The sequence below is a fragment of the Roseibium sp. AWQ4_254 genome (genome assembly GCF_056161025.1).
Genome location: NZ_JBSWYH010000004.1, coordinates 116,474 through 142,082 on the forward strand (window position 1 = coordinate 116,474; position 25,609 = coordinate 142,082).

Annotated in this window: 24 protein-coding genes; 22 read left to right on the forward strand and 2 right to left on the reverse strand. The window is 61.0% G+C overall.

Annotated features, from left to right (window positions below):
- Positions 1–10 precede the first annotated feature (10 nt).
- The 8 genes from ACXAIC_RS04450 to ACXAIC_RS04485 all read left to right on the forward strand — a co-directional run bounded on the left by ACXAIC_RS04450 (position 11) and on the right by ACXAIC_RS04485 (position 7,526).
- Positions 11–1,537: a sugar ABC transporter ATP-binding protein gene (locus ACXAIC_RS04450; RefSeq protein ID WP_475174225.1), complete on the forward strand. Its 1,527-nt coding sequence runs from the start codon at positions 11–13 to the stop codon at positions 1,535–1,537.
- Between the two features lie 10 nt (positions 1,538–1,547).
- Positions 1,548–2,561 carry an ABC transporter permease gene (locus tag ACXAIC_RS04455; protein ID WP_475174060.1) on the forward strand — a complete coding sequence of 338 codons (1,014 nt, stop codon included), beginning with the start codon at positions 1,548–1,550 and terminating at the stop codon, positions 2,559–2,561.
- Between the two features lie 33 nt (positions 2,562–2,594).
- Positions 2,595–3,644: a substrate-binding domain-containing protein gene (locus tag ACXAIC_RS04460; RefSeq protein WP_475174062.1), complete on the forward strand. Its 1,050-nt coding sequence runs from the start codon at positions 2,595–2,597 to the stop codon at positions 3,642–3,644.
- Between the two features lie 341 nt (positions 3,645–3,985).
- Positions 3,986–4,414, forward strand: a complete 429-nt coding sequence (locus ACXAIC_RS04465; RefSeq protein ID WP_475174065.1) for an FKBP-type peptidyl-prolyl cis-trans isomerase — start codon at positions 3,986–3,988, stop codon at positions 4,412–4,414.
- 440 nt (positions 4,415–4,854) lie between these two features.
- Positions 4,855–5,841 carry a signal peptide peptidase SppA gene (gene sppA / locus ACXAIC_RS04470; protein WP_475174067.1) on the forward strand — a complete coding sequence of 329 codons (987 nt, stop codon included), beginning with the start codon at positions 4,855–4,857 and terminating at the stop codon, positions 5,839–5,841.
- Between the two features lie 15 nt (positions 5,842–5,856).
- Positions 5,857–6,156 carry an integration host factor subunit beta gene (gene ihfB, locus ACXAIC_RS04475; RefSeq protein WP_475174068.1) on the forward strand — a complete coding sequence of 100 codons (300 nt, stop codon included), beginning with the start codon at positions 5,857–5,859 and terminating at the stop codon, positions 6,154–6,156.
- Between the two features lie 66 nt (positions 6,157–6,222).
- Complete coding sequence (locus ACXAIC_RS04480; RefSeq protein WP_475174070.1) at positions 6,223–6,588, forward strand: LapA family protein; 366 nt, start codon at positions 6,223–6,225, stop codon at positions 6,586–6,588.
- A 29-nt stretch (positions 6,589–6,617) separates the two neighbouring features.
- The gene (locus ACXAIC_RS04485) at positions 6,618–7,526 is read left to right on the forward strand and encodes an ornithine cyclodeaminase (RefSeq protein ID WP_475174071.1); all 909 of its coding nucleotides are present in this window, start codon (positions 6,618–6,620) and stop codon (positions 7,524–7,526) included.
- 415 nt (positions 7,527–7,941) lie between these two features.
- Here ACXAIC_RS04485 and ACXAIC_RS04490 read toward each other — a convergent pair whose 3' ends face one another.
- Entirely contained in the window at positions 7,942–8,616 is a 675-nt protein-coding gene (locus tag ACXAIC_RS04490; RefSeq protein WP_475174073.1) for a GntR family transcriptional regulator, read from the reverse strand.
- A gap of 258 nt (positions 8,617–8,874) precedes the next feature.
- Here ACXAIC_RS04490 and ACXAIC_RS04495 point away from each other — a divergent pair, with 258 nt between their 5' ends.
- The 14 genes from ACXAIC_RS04495 to ACXAIC_RS04560 all read left to right on the forward strand — a co-directional run bounded on the left by ACXAIC_RS04495 (position 8,875) and on the right by ACXAIC_RS04560 (position 23,018).
- Positions 8,875–9,642 carry a class II aldolase/adducin family protein gene (locus ACXAIC_RS04495; RefSeq protein ID WP_475174074.1) on the forward strand — a complete coding sequence of 256 codons (768 nt, stop codon included), beginning with the start codon at positions 8,875–8,877 and terminating at the stop codon, positions 9,640–9,642.
- 83 nt (positions 9,643–9,725) lie between these two features.
- Positions 9,726–11,279 carry an ABC transporter substrate-binding protein gene (locus ACXAIC_RS04500; protein WP_475174075.1) on the forward strand — a complete coding sequence of 518 codons (1,554 nt, stop codon included), beginning with the start codon at positions 9,726–9,728 and terminating at the stop codon, positions 11,277–11,279.
- Between the two features lie 106 nt (positions 11,280–11,385).
- Positions 11,386–12,354 (forward strand): ABC transporter permease, encoded by a 969-nt coding sequence (locus tag ACXAIC_RS04505; protein ID WP_475174077.1) that lies wholly within the window; start codon positions 11,386–11,388, stop codon positions 12,352–12,354.
- Positions 12,354–13,199, forward strand: a complete 846-nt coding sequence (locus ACXAIC_RS04510) for an ABC transporter permease (protein ID WP_475174227.1) — start codon at positions 12,354–12,356, stop codon at positions 13,197–13,199. Before ACXAIC_RS04505 ends, ACXAIC_RS04510 begins: the two co-directional genes overlap by 1 nt.
- Entirely contained in the window at positions 13,196–14,824 is a 1,629-nt protein-coding gene (locus tag ACXAIC_RS04515) for an ABC transporter ATP-binding protein (RefSeq protein ID WP_475174079.1), read from the forward strand. Before ACXAIC_RS04510 ends, ACXAIC_RS04515 begins: the two co-directional genes overlap by 4 nt.
- A 36-nt stretch (positions 14,825–14,860) precedes the next feature.
- On the forward strand, positions 14,861–15,895 hold the full coding sequence (locus ACXAIC_RS04520) for a histone deacetylase family protein (protein WP_475174080.1): 1,035 nt from the start codon (positions 14,861–14,863) through the stop codon (positions 15,893–15,895).
- Positions 15,896–16,040: 145 nt separating this feature from the next.
- Positions 16,041–16,748 carry a GntR family transcriptional regulator gene (locus ACXAIC_RS04525; protein WP_475174081.1) on the forward strand — a complete coding sequence of 236 codons (708 nt, stop codon included), beginning with the start codon at positions 16,041–16,043 and terminating at the stop codon, positions 16,746–16,748.
- A 5-nt stretch (positions 16,749–16,753) separates the two neighbouring features.
- Positions 16,754–17,758, forward strand: a complete 1,005-nt coding sequence (locus ACXAIC_RS04530) for an ADP-ribosylglycohydrolase family protein (protein WP_475174083.1) — start codon at positions 16,754–16,756, stop codon at positions 17,756–17,758.
- Positions 17,755–18,657 (forward strand): PfkB family carbohydrate kinase, encoded by a 903-nt coding sequence (locus tag ACXAIC_RS04535; RefSeq protein ID WP_475174085.1) that lies wholly within the window; start codon positions 17,755–17,757, stop codon positions 18,655–18,657. The genes ACXAIC_RS04530 and ACXAIC_RS04535 overlap by 4 nt, the downstream gene beginning before the upstream one ends.
- A gap of 61 nt (positions 18,658–18,718) precedes the next feature.
- A complete protein-coding gene (locus ACXAIC_RS04540) occupies positions 18,719–19,753 on the forward strand; it encodes an ABC transporter substrate-binding protein (RefSeq protein WP_475174087.1) in 1,035 nt (344 codons plus the stop codon).
- A gap of 73 nt (positions 19,754–19,826) precedes the next feature.
- Positions 19,827–20,696 carry an ABC transporter permease gene (locus tag ACXAIC_RS04545; RefSeq protein ID WP_475174089.1) on the forward strand — a complete coding sequence of 290 codons (870 nt, stop codon included), beginning with the start codon at positions 19,827–19,829 and terminating at the stop codon, positions 20,694–20,696.
- Complete coding sequence (locus tag ACXAIC_RS04550) at positions 20,693–21,478, forward strand: ABC transporter permease (RefSeq protein ID WP_475174090.1); 786 nt, start codon at positions 20,693–20,695, stop codon at positions 21,476–21,478. The genes ACXAIC_RS04545 and ACXAIC_RS04550 overlap by 4 nt, the downstream gene beginning before the upstream one ends.
- Positions 21,478–22,488 carry an ABC transporter ATP-binding protein gene (locus tag ACXAIC_RS04555; RefSeq protein WP_475174092.1) on the forward strand — a complete coding sequence of 337 codons (1,011 nt, stop codon included), beginning with the start codon at positions 21,478–21,480 and terminating at the stop codon, positions 22,486–22,488. The genes ACXAIC_RS04550 and ACXAIC_RS04555 overlap by 1 nt, the downstream gene beginning before the upstream one ends.
- Complete coding sequence (locus tag ACXAIC_RS04560) at positions 22,485–23,018, forward strand: cysteine hydrolase family protein (protein ID WP_475174095.1); 534 nt, start codon at positions 22,485–22,487, stop codon at positions 23,016–23,018. The genes ACXAIC_RS04555 and ACXAIC_RS04560 overlap by 4 nt, the downstream gene beginning before the upstream one ends.
- 5 nt (positions 23,019–23,023) lie before the next feature.
- Here ACXAIC_RS04560 and ACXAIC_RS04565 read toward each other — a convergent pair whose 3' ends face one another.
- Positions 23,024–25,549, reverse strand: coding sequence for a carbohydrate-binding protein (locus ACXAIC_RS04565; protein WP_475174097.1), 2,526 nt, complete (start codon positions 25,547–25,549; stop codon positions 23,024–23,026).
- Positions 25,550–25,609 lie beyond the last annotated feature (60 nt).

Below are 25,609 nucleotides of genomic sequence, written 5' to 3' on the forward strand. Positions count from 1 at the left end.
TTCAAAAAATATGGGAGGAAAGGTGCAAAACGTCACCTGCAGGCTCCGCCGTCTGGAAAAGTCTTTTGGACGAAATCACGTTCTGAAAGGCATTGATCTGGACCTGCGGGCCGGAGAAGTCACCGCACTTATGGGTGCCAACGGGGCTGGCAAGTCCACGCTGGTGAAGGTCTTGTGCGGCTATCACCACGCGGATGCCGGGACCATTGAGCTGGGCGGTGCCCCCTTTGCCCCGGCCGACGCTGCCGATGCGATTGCCAAGGGCGTCGTCACCGTGCACCAGTCCATTGACGACGGAGTGATCCCCGACCTCGATGTGGCCACCAACCTGACGCTTGACCGGCTGACCGAGCCGGGCGCCGGACTGTTCGTCAATGACAGGGCCCTGCGCCGTCAGGCCCGCGAGATTGCCGGCAGCATGGGCCTGACCATGGATGTGCGCATGCGGGTTGCGGACCTGGATGTGGCCGACCGGCAGATGATTGCCATTGCACGGGCCATGGCCCGCGCGCCAAAGCTGCTCATTCTGGATGAGCCAACCTCGTCCCTGTCCTCTTCGGAGGCGGAGCGCTTGTTCGCGCTGATTGACCGGCTGCGCGCCGACGGGGTGGCCATTTTGTATATTTCTCACCGCATGTCCGATATCCGCCGCATCGCCGACCGGATCATATCCATGCGCGACGGCGCCATTTCCGGGGTCTTTGACACCGAGCCGCTGGACTATGTGGGCGCGGTGAATGCCATGCTTGGCCACCAGATGACCGAAGTCGATATCGAGCCCGTCTCCGGCGGGGACCCTGTGCTGCAGCTGGAGGGTGTGAAGCTATTCGACCACAGCGCCGGGATCGACTTCACCGCTTTTGAAGGTGAAGTCATTGCCTTTACCGGCCTCCTGGGCAGCGGCAAGACGCGGCTTGCGGAGATCATTTTCGGGCTGGCTGCGCCTGCCGCCGGAGGCCTGCGCCTGGATGGCAAGGCCTATCGGCCGGAAGGTGCCGGAGATGCAGTCTCGCAAGGGGTGTTCCTATCCCCCAAAGACCGAAGCGAAAATGCAGTCGTGCCGGATTTTGACATTTCCGACAACATGACACTGCCGTTCCTGAAAGCCTTCAGCCGGGCCGCGTTCCTGAGCGACGCCGCCCAGCGCAAGGCTGCGGAGAGGATGATCGGCAGGATCGGCATTGTCTGCCAGCACAATTCGGACGGGATCGGCACGCTGTCCGGCGGCAACCAGCAAAAGGTCATGATCGGCCGCTGGCTGCTGCAGCCCTCCCGCGTGCTTCTGCTCGACGAGCCTTTTCAAGGGGTCGATATCGGCGCGCGACGGGATATCGGCCACCATATCCGCCAGACCGCACCGGGCCGGACCACCCTCGTTTTTGTCGCGGAAATTGATGAAGCCCTCGAAATCGCCGACCGGATCATTGTCCTCAACGAGGCGGCGGTTGTTGGCGAATATGTGAACAGGAATGTCGATCTGAACAGCCTGGTTGCCGATGTCTCCGGCCCCAGCCCGCAGATGGCACTTGCAGGATGAAATGGACCGCATGAACAAGACCGCACTCGACTATGCCATCAGATACGGCTTTTTGATCCTGCTTGGGGGCCTTGCCCTGTTTTTCTCGCTTTATGCGAGCGGCTTCGCCAGCCCGCGCTCTGCAGTGTTTGTCCTGCAATCCGTTGCCATTACCGGCATTCTCGCCCTCGGTGTCACCTGCACGCTGGTTGTGGGCGGCTTTGACCTGTCCATCGGTTCGGTCGCCACCTCGGCCCTGATGCTGTCCGCCTATACGATGGTGATCCTGGAGCAATCCGCCTTTGTGGCGGTCGCCCTGTGCCTGGTCATGGGCGCCCTTGTCGGCCTGGTGAACGGGCTTCTGATTGTGAAGATGCGTGTGCCGGATCTCTTGGCCACCCTTGGCATGATGTTTCTTCTGATCGGACTTCAGCGCATTCCGACCCAGGGCAACTCGATTGCCACCGGCATGAGCCTTGCGGACGGCTCGGTTGCCGAAGGCACCTTTTCAGCCGCGTTTCTGTGGCTCGGACGTCACCGGTTCGACCTCTTTTTGGACCGGCTGCTGCCGGTACCGGTGGTCGTCTTCCTGCTGATCGCCCTCCTGATCTGGCTGTTTCTGGGCTACACACGCCATGGCCGCCTCATGTATGCCATCGGCTCCAATGAACGGGCCGCCGGACTGGTGGGCACCAATGTGCACCGTTACAAGATCACCGCCTATATGATCTCAGGCATGCTGGCTTCCGTTGGCGGTATTCTGCTGGCGGCCCGGCTCGGGCGCGGGGACATTGCTTCCGGCAACAACCTGCTGCTCGACAGCGTGGCCGCTGCCCTGATCGGCTTTGCGGTTCTGGGCGCTGCGCGGCCGAACGCGTTCGGAACAGCGGCGGGCGCCCTGTTTGTCGGCATCCTGCTGCAGGGCCTGACCATGATGAACGCCCCTTATTACATGCAGGACTTCGTCAAGGGCGCCGTGCTCGTCGCCGCCCTTGTCTTCACATTCTACCTGTCGTCGCGGCGCGGCGGCAGGCGAACAGCGTGACGCCGGTCCGGCGCCATTAACGGGAGGAAAAAAATGCTAAGACGTGAGTTCGTGAAACTGGCCGTTGCGGCCTCGCTTGGCCTTGGGGGCAGCCTCAGCGGCGCCGCTCTTGCCGCCGACATGCCCGCCCCTTTCGACAAACCGGGCGAGGTGAAAATCGCCTTGGTGCGCTACCTGTCGACCGGGGACTTCTTTCAGTCCTATCTTTCGGGCGTTGAACAGCAGGCCCAGGCCCTCGGCGTGGATCTGCGGGTGCTGGACAGCCGCCAGGACGCTGCGCTCCAGGCCGACATGGTGGATCAGGCCATTGCCCTTGGCGTGGACGGCATCATCATCCAGCACGGCTTGACTGAATCCATGAAACCGGCTGCCCAGCGCGCCGTTGAGGCCGGGATCAAGGTGGTTGCATTTGATGTGAACGTGGAAAACGATGCCATCCCGCAGGTCGAACAGTCCGACTACATGCTTGGCAAGCTGGCGCTGGAACAGGCCATCAGGGACAATGGCACAAATTTCACCGCAGGCTATGTCTATGTGCCCGGCATTGCCCCGCTCGACCGGCGGGACGTTGCCTGGAAGGAAGTGAAGAAGGACAATCCAGGCATCAAGGAAGCGGCCATGTTCGGCACGCTCGACAACCCGATTGCCAATTCGGTGGCCAACCAGGCGCGGTCCGTACTGCAGGCCCATCCGAATATCAACGTGGTGTTCGCGCCCTATGACGAATTTGCCAAGGGCGTGAAGATTGCCGTTGACGAAGCCGGTCTCAATCAGGACATCAAGATCTATTCCGCCGATGTCTCAACGGCGGATATCTCCGCCATGCGCGAACCGGACTCCGCCTGGGCGGCCACTGTGGCCACCAACCCGGCCGTGGTCGGCGAGGTGAGTGTGCGCACCCTGGCCCTGATGCTGGCAGGAGAAGATCCGGGCAAACAGGTGATCGTCCCGCCGACCCTGATCACCCAGGAGTTCCTGAACGAACAGGACGTGCGCAACATGGAAGACCTGGGCAAGAAGATGCCCCAGTTCCAGCATGCAAATGTGTCCGTTGCCGAATGGATTCCGCTGCCCAAACGCTAATCACCTGAAACTGAAGTTCGCCAGATTTCCCGGTGCGCTCCGAACGAACTTCAGATTCAAGAAGGTGACTAGCAAGTTTATGTTTCTAGTGTGGTTTTCGAATTTGAAATACACTCCGGCGGTTACTGCCAAGATGAGGCGTATTTCAGATTCAACACACTAGGCTGAATTGACAATAGAGTTGAAAAACCCGGCTTGAAATGCCGGGTTTTCTTTTTCTGACCTAAGGGACACAACCCTTTACATTTGCTCCATGCTCTTTAGGCTGGGAGAAATACGACGAGTACCCGCCATAAGGAAGCGGCCTCAAAACCCACCCCAGACAGAATTGCGACCCCATCATGACCGAAGCCAAAAATGGCGACACGGTTCGCCTGCACTATAAGGGCACCCTGGATGACGGTTCCGTCTTCGACAGTTCGGAAGGACGCGAGCCGCTGGAATTCACTGTCGGCTCGGGCCAGATCATTTCCGGCCTCGACAAGGCCATTCCCGGCATGAAGATCGGCGATGAAAAGACCGTGCGCATGGAAGCCGACGAAGCCTATGGCCCGCACAACCCGGACGCCCGCCAGTCCGTGCCACGCACGACCATCCCGGCCAATGTGCCGCTGGAAATCGGCCTGCAACTCCAGGCCCAGACCGAGAACGGTCAGACCATGTCGGTCACTGTTGTCGAGATTTCCGGCGACGAGGTGGTACTGGACGCCAACCATCCGCTGGCGGGAAAGGCATTGACCTTCGAAATCCAGCTCACAGGCATCAACTAGAGCCTCGGGCGATAAGTCAGCACGATTTAACCGGATCTGCTTTGTCTACTGAGGAGGCGGATTGCGCGATGTGGTGTTTTCCCTCCACACATGCGATCCAACGATGTCAGCGGGCAAAGGAGACTGGCCCTCACCCTGCCGGGACCACTCCAAGGCCGCTGTTCAGCGCCCATTGGAGCCGCTTTCGTCAAGATGTTTGAAACCGTCCTCCCGGACTTTTCCCGGTGTTTCAAAGCTCTTGCACGGGATTCCGGGCTCACAGGCAGGCCAAGCGGCCGCTTTTTTGATCAATCTGTCCAGAAGTGTCATTTTCGCCATCACTTTGCCCGAAACTGCGGCATTGTGTTCGAGCCGTATTTATATTCAATTGCATTTTTGAACTTTGTGTTCCTATGTAGGTTATTGGTTTTCATACGATCTTGCCGGGAGATGCCCTGTTCATGCCTGTAGATGTTGATGCGCTGGTGGATAGACGACGGTTGCGGCGCAAGGTAACGTTCTGGCGCGCGGCGACCTTTGTCGTGATCGCAGCTGCCCTTCTGGGCTCCCTTGCCTATGTGTCCGGCCTGTCCGGACTGTCCAAACGCTCGGCTCATATCGCTCGCATTCCGATTGAAGGCGTGATCATGGAGAACCGGAAAACGCTTCAGATGATCGAAAAGATCGGCAAGGCCGATGCGGTCAAGGGCGTGGTGATCTCGATCAACTCTCCCGGTGGCAGCACCACCGGCGGCGAAGCGCTGTATGAAGCGCTGCGCGAATTGTCGCAAAAGAAACCGGTTGTTGCCGAGATCCGCACGGTGGGCACCTCCGCAGGCTACATGGTGGCGCTGGCCGCCGATCACATTGTCGCGAGGTACAATTCCATCACCGGCTCCATTGGCGTCCTGTTCCAGTTCGGCAATGTGCAAAAACTGCTTGAGACGGTGGGCGTCAAGATGGAAGCGGTCAAGAGCGCGCCGCTTAAGGCTGAACCCGACTTCTATTCCGAGGCAACTCCTGAAGCACGGGCCATGCTGCAGTCGCTGGTGAACGATTCCTATGACTGGTTTGTCGGCCTCGTGGCCGAACGCCGGCAACTGGCCGCCGTCAAGGCAAAAGCCCTGGCAAATGGCCGCATTCTGACCGGTCACAAGGCGCTGGAGGAGAAGCTCGTCGACGCCATTGGCGGCGAAGACAAGGCGGTGGAATGGCTGGTCTCGGAAAAGGGCGTTGCGAAAGACCTTCCTATTGTCACATGGACACCAAATGAAAACCTGGACGAACTGCCATTTTCCGCCCGGATCTCCCGGGAATTCGGAAAAGGGATCGGATCGGCTCTCTTAATCCCTTTTGATGATGCTAAGGGGCTGATTCCTCGAGGTCTTACGCTTGACGGGCTCGTATCTGTTTGGCAGGCTTCAGACGCGGCAGATAATAAACAGTAATCGAGGGGGCTTTTCATGATCAAATCGGAACTGGTACAGCACATCGCAGAACAAAACCCGCACCTTTACCAGCGGGACGTCGAGAATATTGTCAACGCCATCCTCGATGAGATCACGGAAGCCCTGATGCGCGGGGACCGGGTCGAACTGCGCGGCTTCGGCGCGTTTTCCGTCAAGAACCGTCCGGCCCGGACCGGACGCAATCCGCGCACCGGCCAAAAGGTGGAAGTCGACGAGAAATTCGTTCCCTTCTTCAAAACCGGTAAGGAAATGCGTATACGTTTGAATGACGGGGTCGATCACGGCGACGACTGAGGCAGGGCTTTGCCGCAGTGCCTGACCACCGACATGTGACGAGACATATATCCGGGGGAGACCGCTTTGACCCGCTTCATCAGGAACCTGATCCTTCTTGCCATTGCGGCGGTTCTGGTCCCCCTCTCCGTGGCCAACCGTCACACGGTATTCCTGTCGTTCAACCCGTTCGATCCCCAGGACCCCCGCCTGACCCTGACCGGCGTTCCCCTGTTCTGGGTGATTTTCGCCAGCCTTGGTGTCGGCATCCTGGTGGGAGGCATGGGCGCCTGGGCCAAACAGGGCCGCTGGCGCAAGGAAGCGCGCCTCAAGCGCCGCGAAGCCGACAAGTGGCACAAGGAAGCCGACCAGCTGCGTGAGATGACGGCCGCAGCCCCTGCCGCCTCAAACGCCAAGGGACTGCTGGCACCGGGCAAACGCTCGGCCGCCTGACGCGCAGACTGTTCCATCACGGAGCATGAATGCGAATTATTTCCACCGACGAAATCGATGCCTGTCTGGAAGACCGGGAGGTTCTGGAGACCCTCCGGCGTGGTTACCGGTCCACCACCATCGCACCGTTTCTTCCCGATCAGCCTATTGCACGGCTGCGTGACCAGACCGGCCATCTCTCGCTCCAGCCCGCCTGGACCGATTTTCCCGCCCAGAACGATGTGACACGGGGCTATGTGGGCTGCGGCCTGTCCCTCAGCCTTCCCGAATCCGAGGAATTCCGGTCAAATCTCTATCTCCTGTTTTCCGGGACAGGGGGCCAGCCGATTGCCATTCTGGACGGCATGAGGCTGGCAGTGTGGCGCATGGCAGGGCTCCACGCACTTGCCGCTGCCTATCTGTCCCGGGAGGACACCTCGCGGCTGCTCGTGATCGGCGACAATCCGCGTCTGCCGCGCATGCTCTCCGCCTTTGCCAGGGTGCGCAACCTGACCTCCGTCTTGTGCCTGGGAACCTCGGCGGAGGTCCGGCGCAAGATCGCCCTTCAACCGGCGCTTGCCAATGTCAGCCTGGGGGAAACCAGCGAACTTGACGCTGCTCAGGACGGAGCCGACATGATCTGCATTGCCGGACCCGATTGGCAGTCGGGCGCCTATGAAGCCCTGCGGTTTCTTGACCCGCCCGCCGGATGCCATATCGATGTCGCCGATCCGGACGCAGACCTCACCGGGGAGCTTCTGGACGACGCCAGGCTCTTCACCTCGGACCTAGCAGCCCCGCCGCTTCCGGACCTGGAATTTGCCGCTGATCTGGCTGATCTTGCCAAGGGCAGCAAGGCGGGCCGCCGCTATTATGGCCAGCGGACCCTGTTTCTGCCTGGTGCCAGAACAGGCCTTGCCGACCACGCTCTCGCCGCACACATTTTTTTGAGGTCATAAGATCTGGAACTTTTGCGTGTAGCCCCGATATATGCAGTCAGAGGGGGCAGACCTTGAAAGCAGATGCTTAAAGACCTGTCTGATCTGGAGCTTGCAGCCGCAAATTCGCACTGCCTTTTTTCCGCCTGACATTCCTTGATGTTGGCGCTGCAAGACAGTCCGGTAGAACCAGAAGAACGCACAGCACTCCAGAGACCAGCTGGACCAAAGCGCGCTTTCCAACCGTTTTGCAAAGGAGCAGAACATGTTGACGACCCTTGCCTATTCGGCAAGCCTCCCCGCGATTTCCATCGGGCTGATCGTGTTCGTGTCAGCCACTTCGGGGCTTGTCTACTGAGACAGTTCGGGACTTGTCTCCTGACACTGCGGCGGCGTGGCCGGCTTTTACCGCCGCAGCCTCTCAGAGGAGCGAGCCTTAATCCTCATCGTCATCAGACAGGGTGCTGAACAGATCCACAATCTGATCCCGCGCATAGCCGATGTGATATTCCAGCGCACCGCGCAGTTCGTCACGGCTCCGGCGCTCCAGGGCTTCGATGATCGGTACATGGGTTTCGGCGATCCGCTGCGGATCGTCATAAAGTTTCCCGATCAAGGTAATACCGGCGGTCAGTTCCACAGCCAGGTCGTCATAAGTTTTTAACAGGCGCGCATTGCCGCTGAACTCGCACAGCATGCGGTGAAACCGGAGATCTTCAAAAATCTGCTCTTCGGCCGTTTTGCTTTCGGCCATTTCGAAAAGTTTCGCCAGTTGCGCTTTCAGGCGGTTCAGTTTCGCCTCATCGAGATCCCGCAGGGCAAGATCGACGCCGTGCAATTCCAGGGCCATGCGCAGCTCGTAAATATCCTTCAGATCCGTGGCCGTAAGCGTGCGCACAAAAAACCCGCGCCGTGGGCTCGACACCACCAGACCCTGGCTTTCCAAAAGACGCGCGGCCTCGCGGACCGGGGCGCGGCTGGTGCCGAATTCCTTTGACAGCCGCAACTCAGTCAACCGTTCGCCCGGCTTCAAGCGCCCCTCCGTGATGGCCCTGGCAATCTGCCGGGCGATCTGACGCACGAGATCAGTGGTGGTGACGGTTGAGAACATGCGGTCTTTCCAATCTTGTCGGACGACCGTTTATACCGGCAACGCCCGCTGCTTTGAACAGGTCTTCTCCGGACCTGAAAGCGCATTTCGTCCCTGGCCAGGGCCTGCTCCGCAATACGGCAGAATGCCTAATTTATGTTTATTGTCGACAATTGACAATCCAAAATTTGCATGGTTGCCTTAAGGAACTTCAGAGGGCCGGGCATCACGTTCCAATATCCGATGCGCGTTCAAAGGCCCCATTTCCAAGGCGGACGCATGACAGTTTCACCCATTCCCTCCTCTTCACCGGCCAAAGAGCGGCTTGAACTTGCTGCGGCCTACCGGCTGATTGCCCACTTCCAGCTTGATGACAGCATCTTCACCCATATTTCGGCAAAGGCCCCGGTGGAGGAAGGCGAGAATGCCTTTCTGATCAATCCTTATGGGTTTCGTTTTGACGAAGTGACTGCCAGCAATCTGGTCACCGTGGATGTGGACGGCAAAGTGCTGAACGATCCTTATGGCGCGGGGATCAATCAGGCCGGGTTCACCATTCACAGTGCGGTACATGCCGCCAAACCCGATCTGCACTGTGTTCTTCATACCCACACCGTGGCCGGGGTTGCCATCTCTTCCATGGAAGAAGGGCTGCTGCCGCTGAACCAGTGGTCGCTGCAATTCCACGGCCGTCTGGCCTTTCACGATTATGAGGGCATTGCGCTCGATCTCGCAGAACGGGAACGGCTGGTCGCCGATCTTGGCACACGCAAGGTGATGGTATTGCGCAATCACGGCCTTCTGACTTGCGGCCACTCGGTGGGGGAAGCCTTTTCCCTAATGTTCAATCTGGAACGGGCCTGCCGGGCACAATTGGCGATCATGTCCTCCGGCGGGACGCCCCGGCCGGTCGGCGGGGATCTGGCGGAGAAGACCGCCCGTCAATATGAGGCCTGGGGCGACCAGCACTCCAGCAAGAAGGCCGATCCCGAATGGGACGCTTTCCAGCGCCTGGCCCTGAAACACTATCCCGATCTTTCGACATAAGCCGGACAACCGGCACCTTCCAGCACAAAGATTTCCGGCACAGATCAAAACCAAGAGCCGGCAGCCAAAGGGGACTATGAACTATGAAAAAGCGTTTGGCCGCGCTCGCGGCATGCCTTCTGCTTTCCACCAGCGCAACATTTGCAGATCCCGTTTCCGGCGGGCGCGCCAATGTCGTTATTCAGCCCGAGCCGCCCGGGCTTATGCTTGGCGTGGTTCAGAACGGCCCGACCCAGATGGTGGCCGGTAATATCTATGAAAGCCTGCTGCGCTACGACGATAAACTGCAGCCGATGCCCCAACTGGCCAAGTCCTGGGAGATTTCGGACGACGGCCTGACCTACACGTTCCATCTTTATGACAATGTGAAGTGGCATGACGGCGAACCGTTTTCCGCAGACGACGTGGTCTTCTCAGTCGACACGTTCTTGCGGGAAACCAATCCCCGCCTGCGCGCTTCCCTTACCCATGTGGACAGCGTAACGGCGCCGGACGCCAGCACGGTGGTCTTCAAGCTGAAGCAGCCCTTCGGCCCGTTCATCGGCATTTTTGAATCCGGCACTATGCCAATCGTGCCCAAGCACATTTATGAGGGCACGGACTTCAAGACAAATCCGGCCAACAATACTCCGATTGGCACCGGTCCATTCAAATTCACCGAATGGGTCAAAGGCTCCCATATTCTTCTGACGAAGAACGAGGACTATTATATCGACGGCCTGCCCTATCTCGACGAGATCTACTGGCATGTCATTCCGGATGCTGCCTCCCGCGCGGTTGCCTATGAAACCGGTGTGGTCGATATCCTGCCAGGCGGGTCCGTTGAAAACTTCGATGTCGGCCGCCTGACTGCCCTGGACAACACCTGCGTCACCGACAAAGGTTGGGAGTTCTTCGGGCCGCTGTCCTTCCTGTGGCTCAACAACCGGGAAGGCCCGATGGCCGATAAACGCTTCCGCCAGGCGGTCATGTTCGCCATGGACCGGGGCTTTGCAAAGGACGCGCTTTGGAACGGTCTCGGCAAGGTGGCCCAGGGGCCGCTCTCCTCTTCCACCCGGTTCTTTTCCGAAGATGTGGCCCACTATGACTACAATCCTGAAAAAGCCAAGGCCCTACTGGCAGAGATGGGCTATGACGGCACTGCCGTCCGGCTGCTGCCCCTGCCCTATGGGGAAACCTGGCAGCGGTGGGCGGAAGCCATCAAGCAGAACCTGGAAGAGGTCGGTATCAAGGTCGATATGGTTGCCTCTGACGTCGCTGGCTGGAACCAGAAGATCAGCGAGTGGGATTATGACCTCGCCTTCACCTATCTCTACCAGTATGGCGATCCGGCCCTGGGCGTGTCCCGGACTTATATCTCCTCCAACATTGCCAAGGGCTCACCCTGGAACAATGTGGAAGGCTATGAGAACCCCAAGGTGGATGAGCTGTTCGCCAAGGCTGCAGTGACCGCCTCCCAGGACGAGCGCCAGAAATTGTATACGGAGGTCCAGCAGATCCTGACGGAGGATGTTCCGGTTGCCTGGCTCCTGGAACTGGGCTTTCCCACCATCTACCGCTGCAATGTGAAGGATCTCGTCACCACCGCCATCGGCGTCAATGACGGGTTCCGGGACGCCTATATCGACAAGAACTAGGCGCAGTGCCTGATCGGGGCGGTGGCCTTTGCGGCACGCCGCCCCTTTGCCGGGTCTTGGCGCAAGGCCCCTGTTTCGTCCGGATGACAACAGGCCCACACAGCTCATGCTTCGTTTCATCGCTCTGCGACTGGTCAAGGCGGCGTTCATCCTGATCGCCATCGTGACTTTGAATTTCTTTCTCATTCACGCTGCCCCGGGCGACCCGGCTGCTGTCATGGCCGGGGAAGCCGGGGCGGCCGATGAAGTGTTCCTTCAACAGCTCAAGGAACAATTCGGCCTCGACAAACCGCTCCTGACCCAACTTGGGATCTATCTCGGCGGGATCTTGAAATTTGACCTCGGCTATTCGTACCGCCAGCAGATGCCGGTTCTGGATCTGATCCTGCAGCGGCTGCCCGCGACCCTTCTTCTGACCGTCACCGCTTTCGTGATTTCGCTGGTTTTGGGAACCCTTGCCGGGGTGCTGGCTTCCATGCGTGCCGGAAAATGGTCCGACACGGCCATTTCCACGCTGGCGCTCCTGTTCTATGCCACGCCGCTCTACTGGATCGCGCTGATGGCCGTGCTTTTGTTTTCCGTCCAGCTCAACTGGCTGCCCGGCTTCGGCTATGAGACCGTAGGCGGCAATTTTACCGGTCTGGACCGGGTCCTGGACATTGGCAAACACCTGATCCTGCCGGCCGGCACGCTCGGCCTGTTCTTCATGGCCGTCTATATGCGCATGACAAGGGCCTCCATGCTGGAGGTCAACACGCTGGATTTCGTCAAGACCGCACGGGCCAAGGGACTGCGGCCCGGTGTGATCCAGCGCCGCCATGTCTTGCGCAATGCCATCCTGCCTGTTGTTACTCTGGCAGGTCTGCAGGCGGGCCAGCTTGTCGGTGGAGCCGTTCTGACCGAAACCGTCTTTGCCTGGCCGGGCATTGGCCGTCTGATGTTCGAGGCCCTCGCCCAGAGGGACTACAATGTGCTGCTCGGCGTCTTCTTTGTGTCCGCCGCCATGGTGCTCGTCTTCAATCTGGTGACCGACATTCTCTACCGGATTGTCGACCCGAGAATCCGGGTGGCATGATGCGGAGCTTCTGGAGCCAATTCAAAACCAACAAGGGCGCCGTCGCCGGCCTCGTCATCCTGACCAGCGTCATCCTGATCGCCTTATTCGCCTCGGCGCTGTTTCCGCAATCTCCTTGGAAAATGGTACAGCGGCCCTTCCTGCCGCCCCTGAGCATGGAGGCTTTTCCCCTCGGCACGGATGCACTCGGGCGCAATGTGCTGTCCGGACTGGCCCATGGGGCCCGGGTCTCCCTGCTGGTCGGCCTGACCTCAACGTTGGTCGCCCTTCTGATCGGCATTCCGATCGGTGCACTTGCCGGTTATTTTGGCGGCCTGGTGGATGACGCGCTGATGCGCTTTACCGAGTTCTTCCAGACCGTGCCGAATTTCGCGCTTGCCATCGTGCTGGTCGCGATATTCGAACCGAGCGTCTATTCTATTGTCGGTGCCATCGCGATTGTCAGCTGGCCGCCCGTCGCCCGGCTGGTACGCGGCGAGGTACTGGCCCTGCGCTCACGCGAATATGTGGAAGCGGCGATCCTTTCGGGACAGAAAACCCGGAACATTATCCTGCGCCAGATCCTGCCAAACACCTTGTCGCCAATTATTGTTCTGGCCTCACTGATGGTTGCAACCGCCATTTTGCTGGAATCCTCCCTGTCCTTTCTCGGACTGGGCGATCCCAATCTCATGTCCTGGGGCTATATGATCGGCGCGGCCCGCACCGTCATCCGCCAGGCCTGGTGGCTGTCCTTCTTTCCCGGCATTGCCATCGTGGTAACGGTTCTGGCCCTCAATCTGATCGGCGAAGGCCTGAACGACGCCTTGAACCCTCGACTTTCCAGAAAGGGGAGAAAGGCATGACCCGGGCCGCTGCGCTCTTGACCATCAAGGACCTACAGATCGCCTTGCCGACAGGCGCCGACCGGCCCTTTGCAGTGGACGACGTCTCCCTTGACCTGCATGCGGGAGAGATCTTGTGCATTGTCGGGGAAAGCGGGTCGGGCAAGTCCATGTCCGCCAATGCCATGATGGGGCTCCTGCCGGAAGGTGTCCATCCAACAGGCGGCGAGATTTTGTACGAAGGCAGGGATCTGCTCAAAGTGCCGGAGTCGGAGCTGCTGAAGCTCCGGGGCCGCAAGATTTCCATGATCTTCCAGGAACCCATGTCGGCGCTGAACCCGTTGATGCGCATTGGCGACCAGATTGCCGAAGTCTTTGAGGCCCACGGCCTTCTGAGCAAGAAAGAAAGATCTGCGCGCGCGGTTAGCCTGTTAACCGAAGTCGGCATTCCAGAACCTGACAAAGCGGCCAAGGCCTATCCGTTCCAGCTTTCCGGCGGTCAGCGCCAGCGCGTCATGATCGCCATGGCCCTTGCATTGGAACCGGACATTCTGATCGCCGACGAACCGACGACGGCCCTTGACGTAACCACCCAGGCGCAGATCCTTGAGCTCATCCGGGATCTTCAGAAAACGCACGGCATGGCGGTGATGTTCATCACCCACGACTTTGGAGTTGTCGCCGAAATTGCGGACCGTGTTGCGGTCATGCAGCTTGGCAAGGTGGTGGAGAGGGGCACGGCAGCCAAGGTGCTGGATCATCCGGAGCACAGCTACACCCAAAAGCTGATCGCGGCGATCCCCCGGCTTCAGGCAAAGCGGAAACAGGCCGCACCGGCCGGAAAGCCGGTTCTGGAAGTGGTCGGCCTGAGCAAGCGTTACACCTCCGGCGGTGGCCTCTTCGGCGCCGCCCGCAGGGTGGTGCAGGCGGTCGACGGGGTCGGCTTCCGGCTGGCTGAAGGGGAAACCCTTGGCATTGTGGGGGAAAGCGGGTCGGGCAAATCCAGCGTCGGCCGCTGTCTTGTTCGCCTGATGGAACCAGATGCGGGTGCCGTGCTTCTGGGCGGGGACGACATGGCCCATTTGCGCGGCGAAAGACTGCGCGCTGCGCGCAAGTCGATCCAGATGATCTTTCAGGATCCCTTCGCGTCCCTGAACCCGCGTTCCAAAGTCGGCCGCATCCTTGCCGACGGACCGATCGCCTATGGCACCCCGAAGGCCGAGGCATTTGCAAAAGCCAGGGAGCTCCTTGATCTGGTTGGTCTGGATCCGGCGGCTAGCGAGCGCTATCCTCACGAGTTTTCCGGCGGGCAGCGGCAGCGCATCGGTATTGCACGTGCACTTGCCCTGAACCCGAAAATCATCATTGCCGATGAAGCCGTCTCCGCGCTTGATGTCTCGATCCAGGCGCAGGTTCTCGATCTGCTCGCGGATCTTAAACGCCGCCTTGGACTCTCCCTGGTGTTCATCACCCATGACCTAAGGGTGGCCGCCCAGATCTGTGACCGGATCGCGGTCATGCAAAAGGGACAGATCGTTGAGCTGAACACAGCCTTCGAGATTTTTGAAAACCCGCAATCTGCCTATACCCGGTCTCTGATCGATGCGATCCCCGGACGGGAGAAGGACCTTGCAGCTGCCGTTTGACCGGGCGGCCACCACTTTTCAGGAAGGCGAGACCTGATGAAAGCGATCTTCGACGAGCGTCAGCTCAAACATAATCCGCAACGGTATTTCCGCCGGGGCGCCTATATTCCCCATCCGGAGCAGCCCGAACGGGCCGTCCTTTTGCGGGACATGCTGCTCCGGAACGGGTTCGACATCGAGGCCCCAAAGGACCATGGCCTTACGCCCATTCTGGCTGTTCACGACCCCGACTATGTCGCATTCTGGAAAGATGCCTATGACCGCTGGTGCGCGGAAGCGGGCGATGCCGAACCCATCCCGACCTATCATCCCGGTCACAGGCCTGGCCGGGTGCCCGCGTCGATTTTCGGCCAGCTCGGCTGGTATGCAACCGACACCTCTGTTCCTCTGACCCAAGGCACCTATGAGGCGGTCTATTGGTCCGCCCAGACAGCCATTGAAACCGCCCAACGGGTTCTGGACGGGGACCGGATGGCCTATGGCCTGTGCCGCCCGCCGGGCCACCATGCGCTGAAGAACGGGGCGAACGGGTTCTGCTTCTTCAACAATGCGGCCATTGCCGCAAAGGCGCTTCAGAAACGCTTCAGCAAGGTCGCAGTGTTTGATATCGACACCCACACGGGCAACGGCACCCTCGATATCTTCTATGATCAGGCGGACATTTTTGTCTGCTCTCTGCATGTGGACCCGGCACACTATCCGACCTTCTATCTCGGTTATGCGGATGAAACCGGCGAAGGCGCCGGATATGGCACCAGCTTGAACCTCCTGCTCTCCCCCGGTGCCGATGAAGCCGTCATCTTGGAACGGTTTCACGAAGGGATCACAGCGCTTGAAACCTGGGGCGCAGAGGCACTCGTGATTTCGCTCGGCTTCGACATGGCCCGGGACGATCCCCTGTCAGTGGTCGGCATGACGGGCAACGGCTTTGAGACCATGGCGCGCAGCATCGTGCGCATGGGCCTGCCCACCGCCCTCATTCAAGAAGGCGGCTATCTCGGCCCGTCCCTCTCCGGCAATGCCGAACGCTACCTGACCGCGAGCCGGGACGAATTGGCCAGGCGGGCCTAATAGGGCAAGCGGCGGCCTCGGAGCTTCTGCTTGCCGCCTGTTTACGCATAAATATCAGCTACTTTGAAAGCATGGCAAAAATTTATGCACCTTCAAGGGTGACAGACCTGTCTGGACCTGTCTAAACTCAAGACAGGAGGACCACATGCCGCACATGTCTCCCAAGACCAAACCGGAACGCATTGCCCGTTTGCTGGAAGCTGAAATCCGCTCCGGCGCGCTTCCCGACGGGGAAGCTTTGTCGAGCGAGAATGCGCTTGTGGAACGCTTTGCCGTTTCAAGGAGCACCGTACGCAAGAGCCTTGGTATTCTTGCTGCCAAGGGCCTGATCAAGACACGGGTCGGCATCGGTTCCTTTGTGACCTATGGCGGCGCGGTGATCGACAGCGACCTGGGCTGGAGCCTTGCCCTGTCCGACACCGGCGCCACACTGACAACCCGCATTTTGTCCATAACCCGCCAGCCGATGGATCTGGACGCGCCCGGCTTTGCAGCTGGTGATGTACTCGCCGTCGACCGGGTGCGGGTCCATGAGGGGCTCGGACAGACGCTGACACTGGAGCGGGCCCGGTTGCCCTGGCAGCCGGATTTCGCAGCCCTTCCGGACAAAGGACTGGACAATGGCTCCTTGAGCCGGACCCTGGACCGGTGCGGCCTCCGGCCTGCATCGGGAGAAGAATGGGCCAATGTGCTGCCCGCGCTCTGCGAGGCAGATGCCCGGGTGATGGGCCGCCCGGCGGGAGAGCCCATGCTGCGTCTGCGCCGCCTGACCCGCACAGCAGAAGGGGCCGTCATGGAATATGTGGAAAGCCTGCTCGATCCGGCCCTGTTCGGGCTGCATATGGAGTTTTGACCCGCATGAGCGAGACCGGCATCACGGCGCGCGCCCGCGCCACCTTGATGGGACTTGCCATCGGCGATGCCCTTGGCATGCCGTCCCAGACCCTGCCACGCGCGGAAATTGCCAGGCACTATGGCCGGATTGACGGGTTCATGGCCCCGTTTGCCGGCCATCCCGTGTCCCACGGACTTGCGGCAGGCCAGGTAACGGATGACACGGAGCAGACCCTGCTGCTGGCCCGGCGTCTGATTGCAGACCCCGGCCGGTTCGATGAAGCGGCCTGGGCACAGGACCTGCTGTCCTGGGAACAGGACATCCGGGCCAAGGGACTGTCCGATCTGCTTGGCCCCTCGTCCAAAGCCGCCATCAAAGCCCTTCTGTCCGGCACCGCGCCGGAGGAGACCGGTAAAAGCGGCACCACCAATGGCGCGGCCATGCGCATCGCGCCGGTCGGCATCATGACCGGGCCGGACATTGAGACCCTCGTTGCCCGGACCGCCCGCACTTGCCGTGTCACCCACAATACCGGCGAAGCCATTGCCGCTGCCTCTGCGGTCGCCATGACCATTTCCTGCGGGATTGCCGGACAGGACCGGGACACGGCTTTCAAGAAAGCCCTTGCGGCCTGCCGCACCGGACAGGCATGCGGCTATCCTGCCGGAGAGCCCGACATGGCTGGCCGGATTGAACTGGCTCTGGAGCTGGCTGCGCGGGGGAGCGAAATGGCCTTGATCGCAGGCATCGGCACATCGGTCGCCAGCCGGGAAAGCGTGCCTATGGCCTTCGGAATTTTGCAGCTGGCCAAGGGAGATCTCTGGCAGGCCCTTCTGATCGCGGCCAATGCGGGGGACGATACCGACACGATTGGCGCCATTACCGGCGCTTTGGCCGGTGCCCTTGGCGGTACCATTCCGGACGCCGCACAAGCCACGGTCCAGGCCGCCAATCACCTCGGCATCGATCCGCTTGTCCGGGATCTTCTGGCCCTTCGGGCAACCTCCATGAATGGGGCCGCTGCATGAGCCTGCTTTTGCAAATGAGCGCTCCGGTGGTGGACATGGTCTATGCGGTCAAAGCGCTGCCAGCCTCCGGAAAGGAAGCCGAAGTGACCGGTTTTAGCGTTACACCGGGCGGTGGTTTCAATGCCATGGCCGCAGCACGCTCTGCCGGAATCCCGGTCCGCCTGGGCGGCTCGCTGGGCAGCGGGCCTTTGGCTGCGCTCGTGACGCAGAGCCTCGACCAGCTGGGCATTTCCCGGGCCCGCCCACCTCTCGAGGGCATCGACCAGGGCTGCTGCACCGTGCTGCTGGAACCGGATGGAGAACGCAGCTTCCTCAGCGCACCCGGTGCTGAAGGCCGGATCGCGCCCGAAGACCTCGACGGGATCGCCCTGGAAGAGGTCAGCACCGTTCTTCTTTCCGGCTACACGCTCACCCATCCGGGCACCTGCACCGCGCTTGCCAGGTGGGTCGCTGCGCTTCCCGCCCGGATCACGGTGATGTTCGATCCCGCCCCGGTGGCCGCCCGTCTCGAGCAGGCTGTTCTCGGCCCGATTCTGGGCCGGGCCGACTGGATTAGCGCCAACCGGCACGAGGCAGCGGCCATAAGCGGAGAAACCGCGCCAGACAAAGCCCTTTCCTCACTTGCCGCGGGGCGGCGCGGCGCTCTGCTACGGGACGGCGACAAGGGCTGTCTGCTAGCCACGGGAGAACAGATCCTTCAGTTTCCCCCGCACAAGGTGACCGCCCTTGACACCAACGGTGCCGGAGATTGCCATATCGGCAGCTTTGCCGCCGAACTTGCGCGCACGGGCGATCCGCTCCAGGCGGCCCGCTACGCCAATATCGCTGCAGCCTTGTCCACCACCCGCACCGGACCTGCCACGCCCCCCGCGCGGGAGGAGGTCGCAGCACTGCTTTAACTTCAAAACAAGAGGCCCGCCAGACAGAAGCGGCCCGATGACCTTCACAAGGAGACACCAGATGAAAACAGTCCTGATTTCCCTTTCTGCCCTGGCTCTTATGGCCGGGAGCGCTGTCGCGGATGAAATCCGTGTCCTGAACTGGCAGGGCTACGGCACGGACCAGTCCTTCGCCGTGGAGCCGTTCGAAAAGGCCACGGGCCATACGGTCGTGCATGAATATTTCAACTCCGAACAGGAGATGCTCACCAAGCTGCGCACCAATCCGGGGGCCTATGATGTGGTGCTGATCAACTCGATCTACACCCAGCAGGCCGCATCCGAAGGCCTGATTGAGCCGATCGACACGACCAAGGTGCCGAATTTCAAAGGCATTTCGGAAAAGTTTGCCACCGATCCGCAGCTGGTCCCGGACGGCAAGGTCTATGGGGTTCCGTGGGTCTGGGGCCTGACCTCCTTCGCCGTCAACACCTCTGCCATGTCCGAGGTGCCCGACACGCTGGAAGCCCTTTGGGACCCAGCCTACAAGGACCGGGTGGCGATCCGCGATGATGCGGTTGAGGCCATGCATTTCGGTGCACTGGCAACGGGCCAGAACATCAATGACATTGAAGACCTGGACGCAGTGAAGGCAAAGCTGGAAACTCTTCTGCCAAACCTGCGCACCTTCTGGAGCAGTGAAAACGACTGGAACCAGTACATGGCCGCCGGCGAACTGGATCTTGCCACCTACTGGTCCGGATCTGCAGCCCGGTCCATCGGGTTAGGGTTGCCTATTGAATTCGTGGTGCCGAAGGAAGGCGCCATTGGCTGGCTTGACGGCCTGTCCCTGCCGGCCACGTCGGAACACAAGGACGCGGCGCTGGAATTCATCAACTGGATGATTGATCCGGCCTTCTACACCGTGTGGGACAAGGAAGGGGCTCCGGCCTCGGCCAATGCGGACGCGGCAGCGGCCCTGCCGGATGACGCCTTCAACAAGCGCGTTCTGGGCGATCCGGGTGTGGCTGCCCGTGTCCAATTCATGGCCCCCATCTCGGACGAGACCCGCGAGAAATATCTTGAACTGTGGCAAGGCCTGAAGGCCGCGCAGTAATCCACACATGCTCTGCGGGCGGGCCGGTCAGATCCCGGCCTGTCCCGCTTCCTGACCTCCGCGACGCAAGGACATGCGCATGGCTGAACTCACGTCCGCGCAGGACCGAATGCGCCTCGCAGCGCATCTGTCCCCCGCCTATCTGTGGCTTCTGGTGGCCGTCTTCCTGCCGCTTTCGGCCATGCTGTTTTTCAGCTTCCTGACCGACCTGCCCCAGCAAACGCCCGACTGGGCATTTACGCTTGAAAATTATGACCGGTTCCTGACCAATCCGACCTATGGCAAGCTGTTGTGGAAGTCGCTCACCCTGGGCCTGACCGTGACCTTGCTGTGCATTCTGATCGGCTATCCCTGCGCCCTGGTCCTGGCCCGCACGATCCGGGGCCGGGCCCGCGAAACCCTGTTCCTGCTCGTGATCCTGCCCTTCTGGTCCAATTCCCTTGTGCGGATCTTTTCCTGGGCCATCGTGCTGCGCGGCAACGGGGTGCTGGAGCGCAGCATCGAGTTTTTCCTACCTTTCGACATCCGATTGAACCTGATGTTCACCACCACGGCAGTGGTCATCGGCCTGGTCCACAGCTACCTGCCCTATGTGGTGCTGACCTCCTATCTGGCGCTTCAGGCGGTGGACGATGATATCATCGAGGCGGCCCGGTCCATGGGCGCGTCAAAACTGACCATCCTGCGCCGCCTGCTGTTGCCGCTGTCCATGCCCGGCCTGCTGGCCGGGGCCGTGCTTGTCTTCGTGCCGGTAGTCGGCTCCTTCATGGAACCGCGTATTCTCGGCGGCCGGGTCGGCACCTATTACGGCACGGTGATCGAAGACCAGTTCGTTGCCGTCTATAACTGGCCGCTCGGCGCGGCCCTCTCCTTCATTCTGCTGGCCGTGGTGCTGCTGATCCTTGCCTGTGCCAGCCCTATCCTGCGGAGGGCCACCCCATGAGACCTTCTCTGCTATCCGTGCTCGGCCGTCTGTGGCTGGCCCTGATCCTGGTGTTTCTCTATGCCCCGATCCTGGTCATGGCCGCCATGTCCCTCAACGCCTCGCCCTTCTATCAGCTGCCCTTCGACTTTTCCTGGACCTGGTATCAGAAGATGGCCGGCAACGATCAGATCATTGCGGCCGCGATCCGCTCCATCCTGATTGCCATTGCCACCACCGTGATTGCCACCAGCCTCGGCACCGCCGCTTCCATTGCCCTCTTCCGCTACGACTTTCCGGGCAAGCGGGTGTTCCAGGCGCTGCTGTTTCCCCCGATTGCCATTCCCTGGCTGATCACGGGCACGGCCATGCTGATCTTCTTTTTCTTCATCGGCATCGGCCGGGGCACACCGGCGGTCATCATCGGCCATGTGGCTCTGGCCCTGCCCTATGTCATCGTCACGGTGACGGCCCGCCTGTCCAGCTTCGACATTGCCCTGGAAGAGGCTGCCCGCTCCCTTGGGGCCAGTTCCCTGACCGTTCTGCGCCGGGTGACCCTTCCCTGGATCTCGCCGGGCATCGTGGCAGGCGGACTCTTCGCCTTTGCGGTCAGCTTCGACCAGTTCGTCGTCAGCTACTTTCTCTCCAAACCGGGGGACAGCACCTTGCCGGTGCTGATCTATACCGCGATCCGCAAAGGCTTTACGCCGGAGATCAATGCGATTTCCACCCTCATCATCACCCTGTCCATGGGGGTCATGTTTCTGGCCACCCGCAAGTCCAAATTCGCAGGAAGCCGCTGATGTCCCTTGTCGACGTTCAAAATGTGACCAAGACTTTCGGCCGCGTGGCGGCGCTGGACGATGTGACCATCCGCTTTGACAATGGCGGTTTCTTCGCCCTGCTCGGCCCGTCCGGCTCCGGCAAGACCACGCTGTTGCGCACCATTGCGGGTTTCAGCTTTCCAGACACGGGCAGCATTCGTATCGGCGAACACAATGTTGAGCGAGTGCCCGTGGAGAAGCGGGACATTGGCATGATGTTCCAGAACTACGCCCTTTTTCCCAACATGTCCGTCGCCGACAATATCGGCTTCGGCCTGCGGGTACGAAAAGTTCCGGCTGCGGAGGAAAGGCGACGGATCGCAGAGGCTTTGGAACTGGTCCAGCTCTCGGGTCTTGCGGACCGCAACCCTGCCCAGTTGTCGGGCGGTCAGCGCCAGCGTGTCGCGCTCGCCCGCGCCATCGTGACCAATCCAAAGGTGCTGCTGCTTGACGAGCCCCTGTCTGCGCTCGACAAGACCTTGCGGGTCGACATGCAGATTGAACTCAAACGCATTCAGCGCGAAATCGGCATCACCACGATTTTTGTCACCCATGATCAGGAAGAAGCGCTGACCCTGTCCGACCGGATCGGGATCTTGAAAGATGGGCGCATTGTCCAGGCCGGTCCCCCCCGCGAGGTCTATGACCGGCCCACCGACGCCTTTGCCGCCAGCTTTCTGGGCGAAGCCAACTGGCTTCCCGAAACCCGCCTTGACGGGCTGACCCTGCCCGACCGGCCGGGGCCGAGCCGGTTCGCCGTGCGCCCGGAAGCCCTTGCCATTGGCACGGCCCCTGTCCCCGGTCACAATGCCATTCAGGGGCGTTTGACCCAAAGGGTGTTTGCCGGGGCTATGGCCACCTGCCTGATCCAGGTGGAGGATCAGGACTGGAAACTGATTGCCCGGGACCGGGATATTCCGGAGCTTGCCGGAGACGGTGATGTCTGGCTCAGCTGGGCGGTGGAAGACACGATTGGAGTGCCCGCATGACCGACTGGCTGGTGGTGATCGACATGCAGCCCGGCTTCGGTCATCCCGACAGCCCGTGGTGCACGCCGGGCTATGAGGTCTGCGCAGAGAAAATCGGCCGGATGGTGGACGGCTATGGCGAAAAGGTCCTGTTCACCCGTTTTGTGCCCCCCGCCGAACCCGTGGGCGCCTGGCAGGCTTACTATGAGCAATGGCCCTTTGCCTTAAGCCCTGAGATGCGCTGGGTCTGGGAGCTCGACCCGCGCTGGCAGGACCGGCCCAGCGTCACCAGCCACCGCTTTTCCAAATGGCGCGAACTGGAAGCCGTGCTGCCGGGGGACGCCAGGATTACGTTATGCGGCGTTGCGACCGATTGCTGTGTTCTGGGGACCGCCGTCGAAGCAGTGGATGCGGGCCGTCATCTGCGCCTTGTTGCGGATGCCTGCGCCGCAGGCAGCCAAGGTCTGCACGAAGGGGCCGTTGCCGTCATGGCCGACCGCGCGCCGATGCTTAAGATCACGTCGACGGAGACTGTTCTCTCGGGCGAATAAGGGCATCAGTCCCCCGGCAGATCCCGCAAAACGGGCGGGGCCGTGAGGCCGGATGCATCCGGCCAGAGGCTCCCGGCAAACTCCGTCCCGGCATAAAGGGCATTGGCCAATGTATTGGCAACACGGATGGCCAGATGATGCTCGCCCTTTGCCAGGAGGCCGAGTTCAAAGCGGAAAGGTGCGTGGTGGCGGCGCCCGGCCGGATGACTGTTCAAAAAGACCTCCGCAACACAGGCCACACCGGGCAGGTCCAGCATCAGCGCCCTGTCTTCGTCCAGCACAAAGCGGCACTCATAGAGCCCGGTTCCGGACCAGTCTGCCAGCTCTTGAGCCTGCCAGCCCTCATCAACCCGGATCGGTCTGATCTCGTCTCCTCTTGCCAACGTCCATCCGGTGTCCAAGACCTGGAAGGCGGGACCGGGCGTTGGATGGGCAGAGGGCAGCCAGACCCTCCCGGTCTCCGCCCGGATTGACTGCAAGCGCAGACAGCGTAACTCCTGGGGTGCCAGCCGGACATCAAGCCTTCTCGCCGCCGGGATATCACTTTCCAAAACAGCAAGCCCCAAAGAAGACAGAACAGCGGCTTCGCCCGGCTGATCGCTTTCGTTCAAAAGCACCACCTGCCAGTGTCCCGCAGCATCCCGTCCAGCCAGCAAGGCGCGGACGCCCGCCCCTTTTTCCAGCACCGGCACGTCCTGCGGGAACAGGCCGGACACGGATACCGGCGGCTTTCCAAGCACCGGGATCTTCAAATCTGCGAGGCGCGCGCACAGTCCCGGGGTTTGAAAGGTGATTTCTCCGGGCAGAGCTACCGCCACGATCTGAGATCCGAAAAGCTGTCCGGTGCGGCAAAGGTGATCCAATCCGGCCTCGTCGCAGATGAGAGGCCGGTGGCCATGGGCCAGCAGCTGTTCGCACCAGGCCCCGAAAGCAACACCATGGGCATGGGCCGGACCTTCGCGCAAGGCGGTCTCGTACGGATAGACCAGTGCGACCTGCGGCGGCGGGCTTGCCGCCTCCAAAAACCCGGCCAGCCTGCCCGCCTCTTCCGAAAGGTCTCCCAGAACCGGCCACCAGGGCTGAAGATTATAGCCCGGCGGAAAATCGAATAGCAGGGTTTCAAGCGGCTCCGGTGGCCCGTCTCCGAGGCTGTCGCTGCGGCCGCCTCCGGCATAAAGCGCATGCAGGATGATCCGGCTTGCCCCCAGCATGTGCAGGCGCAAGAGCTGGCTGCGCAGGGCCGCAGGCGTCAGTTCCCATTGGCCTGCGGCCCTGCGCGGTGTGCGCTCTGCGGTCAGATAGAGTTCCGTCCAGCAGCCCCTCCGCCCGCTGGCTCTGGCAAGACTGTCCCCCAGGAGCGGAGCAAGCTGGGCCCCCAGATTGTTGGCATCAACAGCCGTTTCGTCCCGCCAGCGGTCCAGACCAAAAAAATCCGCCGCCATTGCCACCCGAGGATCAATGCCGGAAAAGCCGCCATTCAGCGCAAAGCTGCCCACATGAGGCAAAATCTCATGACCCGTCAGCGTCAAACCATGACGGTCACAAAATCCGCGAACCGGCTCAAAAAACGCCTTCTGCATCATTGTGTTGAGCAAATGGTAGGCCCGGGCGCGGACGGGACCGGCGTCGGAACCGTCCAAGAGCGCAGCCAGCTGGAGCGCCACAGACCCGTCAGCGGCAAGGGCGTCCGCAAAGGCATCGCTCCAGGGCAGGCTGTTGCGCAAATTGCCATAGCGGCCCGGCCAGTCGTAAAGGACAGGGGCCGGCTGATCGAAAAAGAGACAGTCCACGGTTGTGGCCAAATGGGGGCCGAGCGCGTCCGCATAGGGCTGAAGGCCAAGCTCCACAAAACGGCGGCCCGCCTCCGGCAGGAGATAGTTGATGATCCGCGAGGTCCGCACACGGGCGCGGGCAAAGACCGTCCAGCTGGCCCCAGGGGGCATGTCCCACACCAAGCGGACCGTTGCCTGCTGTGCATCACACGATTCAAGCCGAACGCCGGAGCTGATGTCTTGCGGCGCTTTCCCCGGCTCCTTGAGCACAGCGGCCACCACGCTCCAGTCCTCGAATTCCGGGGTGCCGCTCTCATGGATCCAGGATTGAACCGCCGGGCCAAGCGCTGCACCAAGCGTTGCCCTGATGCCGTCGATCCGGATCTCCCGCGCCGATCCACGAGCCCAGAAAACATGGGTCTCTCGCAGATGATCCGCGCTTGCAACGGTGCGCCCCCCGGCCTGGCCACTGGTCCAGGCATAGTCATCATAAAGCCCGGCCGTGAGACCCAGCCCAGCCATGAGGTCGACCGCCTTGCGATACGCCGTCAGCCAGGCGTCAGACAGGTAGACAGGCCGCGGCAGGGAAAGCCGGGCCTGAATATAAATCCGCTGAAAGCCCTGCGCCCGGAACCCGGCCAGCTGCGCTCGCATGTCCTCTTCAGAGGGCAGCGCCCCCCAGAACCAGTAGGCATCCAGACGACTCTGGCCTGAGACAGGCAGCTTGCCGATCCCCGGCAATTCAGAAGACTGTGGCATGGGTCAGGTTGGTCGTGGGACGAAGAACATGCGGTCGGACAGTGGGGGCTGGCAGTGGGA

What these genes read in the sequence shown, in the direction of transcription:
- ACXAIC_RS04450 (WP_475174225.1), top strand. Translation starts at nt 11, where the DNA reads ATGGGAGGAAAGGTGCAAAACGTCACCTGCAGGCTCCGCCGTCTGGAA.
- ACXAIC_RS04455 (WP_475174060.1), top strand. Translation starts at nt 1,548, where the DNA reads ATGAACAAGACCGCACTCGACTATGCCATCAGATACGGCTTTTTGATC.
- ACXAIC_RS04460 (WP_475174062.1), top strand. Translation starts at nt 2,595, where the DNA reads ATGCTAAGACGTGAGTTCGTGAAACTGGCCGTTGCGGCCTCGCTTGGC.
- ACXAIC_RS04465 (WP_475174065.1), top strand. Translation starts at nt 3,986, where the DNA reads ATGACCGAAGCCAAAAATGGCGACACGGTTCGCCTGCACTATAAGGGC.
- sppA (WP_475174067.1), top strand. Translation starts at nt 4,855, where the DNA reads ATGCCTGTAGATGTTGATGCGCTGGTGGATAGACGACGGTTGCGGCGC.
- ihfB (WP_475174068.1), top strand. Translation starts at nt 5,857, where the DNA reads ATGATCAAATCGGAACTGGTACAGCACATCGCAGAACAAAACCCGCAC.
- ACXAIC_RS04485 (WP_475174071.1), top strand. Translation starts at nt 6,618, where the DNA reads ATGCGAATTATTTCCACCGACGAAATCGATGCCTGTCTGGAAGACCGG.
- ACXAIC_RS04490 (WP_475174073.1), bottom strand. Translation starts at nt 8,616, where the DNA reads ATGTTCTCAACCGTCACCACCACTGATCTCGTGCGTCAGATCGCCCGG.
- ACXAIC_RS04495 (WP_475174074.1), top strand. Translation starts at nt 8,875, where the DNA reads ATGACAGTTTCACCCATTCCCTCCTCTTCACCGGCCAAAGAGCGGCTT.
- ACXAIC_RS04500 (WP_475174075.1), top strand. Translation starts at nt 9,726, where the DNA reads ATGAAAAAGCGTTTGGCCGCGCTCGCGGCATGCCTTCTGCTTTCCACC.
- ACXAIC_RS04505 (WP_475174077.1), top strand. Translation starts at nt 11,386, where the DNA reads ATGCTTCGTTTCATCGCTCTGCGACTGGTCAAGGCGGCGTTCATCCTG.
- ACXAIC_RS04510 (WP_475174227.1), top strand. Translation starts at nt 12,354, where the DNA reads ATGCGGAGCTTCTGGAGCCAATTCAAAACCAACAAGGGCGCCGTCGCC.
- ACXAIC_RS04515 (WP_475174079.1), top strand. Translation starts at nt 13,196, where the DNA reads ATGACCCGGGCCGCTGCGCTCTTGACCATCAAGGACCTACAGATCGCC.
- ACXAIC_RS04520 (WP_475174080.1), top strand. Translation starts at nt 14,861, where the DNA reads ATGAAAGCGATCTTCGACGAGCGTCAGCTCAAACATAATCCGCAACGG.
- ACXAIC_RS04525 (WP_475174081.1), top strand. Translation starts at nt 16,041, where the DNA reads ATGCCGCACATGTCTCCCAAGACCAAACCGGAACGCATTGCCCGTTTG.
- ACXAIC_RS04530 (WP_475174083.1), top strand. Translation starts at nt 16,754, where the DNA reads ATGAGCGAGACCGGCATCACGGCGCGCGCCCGCGCCACCTTGATGGGA.
- ACXAIC_RS04535 (WP_475174085.1), top strand. Translation starts at nt 17,755, where the DNA reads ATGAGCCTGCTTTTGCAAATGAGCGCTCCGGTGGTGGACATGGTCTAT.
- ACXAIC_RS04540 (WP_475174087.1), top strand. Translation starts at nt 18,719, where the DNA reads ATGAAAACAGTCCTGATTTCCCTTTCTGCCCTGGCTCTTATGGCCGGG.
- ACXAIC_RS04545 (WP_475174089.1), top strand. Translation starts at nt 19,827, where the DNA reads ATGCGCATGGCTGAACTCACGTCCGCGCAGGACCGAATGCGCCTCGCA.
- ACXAIC_RS04550 (WP_475174090.1), top strand. Translation starts at nt 20,693, where the DNA reads ATGAGACCTTCTCTGCTATCCGTGCTCGGCCGTCTGTGGCTGGCCCTG.
- ACXAIC_RS04555 (WP_475174092.1), top strand. Translation starts at nt 21,478, where the DNA reads ATGTCCCTTGTCGACGTTCAAAATGTGACCAAGACTTTCGGCCGCGTG.
- ACXAIC_RS04560 (WP_475174095.1), top strand. Translation starts at nt 22,485, where the DNA reads ATGACCGACTGGCTGGTGGTGATCGACATGCAGCCCGGCTTCGGTCAT.
- ACXAIC_RS04565 (WP_475174097.1), bottom strand. Translation starts at nt 25,549, where the DNA reads ATGCCACAGTCTTCTGAATTGCCGGGGATCGGCAAGCTGCCTGTCTCA.